The 3,226-nt window shown below is 38.7% G+C and carries 5 protein-coding genes and 1 pseudogene; 4 read left to right on the top strand and 2 right to left on the bottom strand.

The window, feature by feature from the left end:
- Positions 1-277, bottom strand: a pseudogene (locus tag ACLFMM_RS09565) (IS5/IS1182 family transposase); the annotation flags it as partial.
- 288 nt (positions 278-565) lie between these two features.
- Here ACLFMM_RS09565 and ACLFMM_RS09560 point away from each other — a divergent pair.
- Both ACLFMM_RS09560 and ACLFMM_RS09555 read left to right on the top strand, forming a co-directional pair.
- Entirely contained in the window at positions 566-745 is a 180-nt protein-coding gene (locus ACLFMM_RS09560) for a hypothetical protein (protein WP_410808503.1), read from the top strand.
- Between the two features lie 57 nt (positions 746-802).
- Positions 803-991 carry a hypothetical protein gene (locus ACLFMM_RS09555; protein ID WP_410808502.1) on the top strand — a complete coding sequence of 63 codons (189 nt, stop codon included), beginning with the start codon at positions 803-805 and terminating at the stop codon, positions 989-991.
- Between the two features lie 39 nt (positions 992-1,030).
- Here the strand turns inward: ACLFMM_RS09555 and ACLFMM_RS09550 are convergent, their stop codons facing one another.
- Entirely contained in the window at positions 1,031-2,662 is a 1,632-nt protein-coding gene (locus tag ACLFMM_RS09550; protein WP_410808501.1) for a BCCT family transporter, read from the bottom strand.
- A 216-nt stretch (positions 2,663-2,878) separates the two neighbouring features.
- Here ACLFMM_RS09550 and ACLFMM_RS09545 point away from each other — a divergent pair, with 216 nt between their 5' ends.
- Together ACLFMM_RS09545 and ACLFMM_RS09540 are read left to right on the top strand one after the other, a co-directional pair.
- Positions 2,879-3,094 carry a DUF5371 domain-containing protein gene (locus ACLFMM_RS09545; RefSeq protein ID WP_410808500.1) on the top strand — a complete coding sequence of 72 codons (216 nt, stop codon included), beginning with the start codon at positions 2,879-2,881 and terminating at the stop codon, positions 3,092-3,094.
- 31 nt (positions 3,095-3,125) lie between these two features.
- Positions 3,126-3,226, top strand: a 101-nt coding sequence (locus tag ACLFMM_RS09540) for an archaellin/type IV pilin N-terminal domain-containing protein (protein ID WP_410808504.1), incomplete at its 3' end; no start/stop codon positions are given.

Here is a 3,226-nt window from a genome sequence, read left to right as displayed (position 1 = left end):
TATGGAGGGTGGTGAAATGAGGTACCTGTTTGAGACCGAGTTTAGTCTGGACTTTGTCCATCAACTCTACAAGTTCAACGATATCCCTGTAATCTTCGTTGAGGTACTCCTTAAACATTACCAGTACCACTAACTGGTGTTGTGTATAGGTTCTTTTGGAATATTTGCAGCTGTAGATCTCCAGTCTTGAGTTACCTGATACAGCTAAAGCTGTATCGATAAAGTTTAAGTACTTATTAGATGAAATATTACTAGTGTGTTTATTGCTCAAACACATCGACCCCCTGAGTTCTCTGAGAACTTTTATGGTAAATAATAATTCAGGGGGTCATCCTTTTTAAACTCTTACATCACAACATTAAATCAAATCAAATCAAAATTAGGTTTTCTACAGAGCCAATTAATAGTTTCTAATTGTCTAACAGGCTTTTTATCCGTTGGTGTACGTCGGTCCTGTATGTACTCCGAGTTTATGACCTTTGCAAGCATGCAGGAAGGATTCTGAGAATTGAACACTGAATTTATTTGTCTGTCAATAGATAGTTAGTTTTCACATATTGCCTGGTTGTGGATTATAAAGGAAAAACTGGAATACAAAGATATTAAAAATGTCAGAGTAGGTTTCCTAGTTATTGAAGACCCGGAAATAGATGTTGCCACAAAATACGGCATGATTCAGTCCAACACATCCACTACACGGACAGTTAGAGCCACAATTACAATTGACCCACATACTAAAATCTAAAATCAGAATTATCCTGTGTTATCCACAGTCTACCGGTAGAAACATGGATGAGATAAAGTGAATGATTATCGACATGCAAAAACCGATAACAAATATATTGCAATATCTGCAAACTGGAAGCTGAGTGAGGATGTTATAATTCCACCTGCAAGTGATTATGGTACTACCGAACAGAGAATCAAGTCTAAAAAAGAGTGCGTGTACTGTCTTGACTGGTTCATCTATTTTCAAAAAGGAATCATATAAATAAATCCTATTTTTAATTTTTTAACCTTAATACATGGGTCAAGTTAGATATTGGTCTTTGAGGTATTCATACCACTTATAGGGTTTTGTTTCTTTCCAGCCATTATTTTTGAAAACACTGCTCTTTAGGGAAGAGCCAGTCTCCGAAGCCTTTAATCCCTTGACAAGACTCCAGCACATGAACAGCATGATAATACTGAATGGCAGTGCTGTAGTTACTGCGGCAGTCTGGAGAGCAGCCAGACCACCGGTTAGTAAAAGTACAGCTGCAACTGCTCCCTGTGAAAACGCCCAGAAAACTCTTTGATAAACGGATGGCTCAGGGTCACCACCTGTTGCAAGGATACAGACGACGAGGGATCCTGAATCTGCTGATGTTATAAAGAAGGTTGCTACAACTATTGTTGCCAGTGTAGAGGTTAGGACAGTTAGTGGTAAATTCTCCAGCAGAGCAAAAAGCGATATCGGTACACTTTCAGAAACGACCTGTACCAGTCCTCCTGAACCAAACAATTCTATATATAATGCTGTGTTTCCAAAGGCTACAATCCAGATAAATGTTACAACTGTAGGTACTATCAGTACTCCGCTGATGAATTCTTTGATGGTACGTCCTCTAGATATACGTGCAATAAACATTCCTACAAACGGTGACCAGGATATCCACCAGCCCCAGAAAAACATCGTCCATGATTTTTGCCATTCAATTCCTTGATAGGCATCTGTATTGAAAGTCAGTGAGATGAGATTCTGCAGGTAATCACCTGTACCCTGGACAAAGGAGCTCAAAAGGAATATAGTAGGTCCTATCAGGATTACAAACATCATCAACACAAATCCAAAACCCAGATTCATCTCACTAAGTATCCGTATTCCTCTGGTAAGTCCTGATACAACCGATATGGTTGCTGCCAGTGTGATTCCGATGATAAGAATAATCTGATTAAATGTGGATTCCGGGAGAACTCCAAGGTAATTCAACCCCGAATTGATTTGTAACACACCTAGACCAAGTGAGGTTGCAACACCAAAAACGGTACCAAATATTGCCATGACTTCTACAATGTTTCCTGTAACACCGTATATCCTGTCACCGATTAAAGGGTAAAGAGTTGAACGAATTGATAACGGGAGGTCGTGACGGTATCCAAAATAGGCAAGAGAAAGCCCGACTATGATATAGATAGCCCATGCATGAAGTCCCCAGTGGAAGAATGTAAGATTTATAGCTTGTCTGGCTGCCTCGATTGATTCAGGCGCAGTAGCACCAGGTGGATTGGAAAAATGCTGTACCGGTTCTGCGACGCTATAAAAAAGCAAACCAATACCCATACCTGCACTAAACAGCATGGCAAACCAGCTGGTGTTACTAAAAACCGGGATATCGTCATCTTTGCCAAGTTTAATGCTGCCATATGGGCTGAAATAGAGCCAGATTATAAAGAACAGAAAAAAGGCAACAGCAAGAATGTAGAACCAGCCGAAATAGGATATAATAGAATCCTGCAGTATGTTAAAGAATTGGCGCATGGGTTCTGTAAATACAGATCCCAATACTACAAACATAACAATAACAGCAGCCGAAACAAAAAACACAAATGGGTTGACTTTCATCTTCATCATCACAGACCTCTCCATTATACAAACTGTTTGAGAGTTGGGATTTGTCATCCATTATTAAAAGGTTCTCGGTCTGAATTCCGGATTAACCATTAAAAGAAAAGTATATAAATTGATTAATATATTAATGAACTACTCTTATACCATATCTATAAATTATATAAATTAATAACAAAAAGTCTTTATATATAAAAATATAATGATAATAATGAGGACTATAATATATTTCGTGTGTTTGCACTGAATAAATAACCGAGGTAAGTAGGAATGGTGAAAATTGTACACGCTCAGACTGTGCTTGCAGAAGAGGATTTGAATTCACTCAAGGAAAAATGCAACGTATCTTCGACCAAGGATGCTCTAAGCATGGCAGTGCAGCATTATCTTGAGTGCGAATACACGAATGAAGATGACGACATGTGGACTCATAAACTTGAAAAGGTAATGCAAAAAAAGAACTCGAATTCAAAAAACGAAGAGTAAGTGTAGATGGGTTAACAGGAGGTAAAAACGCATGAAACACAAATTGAACAATCTAATGAACAACAACGAAGATGCAGTATCACCGGTCATCGGTGTAATCCTAATGGTAGCAATCACCGTCATCCTTGCAGC

Origin of the sequence: Methanohalobium sp. (genome assembly GCF_046546175.1) — an archaeon.
Lineage (GTDB): Archaea > Halobacteriota > Methanosarcinia > Methanosarcinales > Methanosarcinaceae > Methanohalobium.
This window is presented reverse-complemented; position numbering and strand designations above follow the sequence as displayed.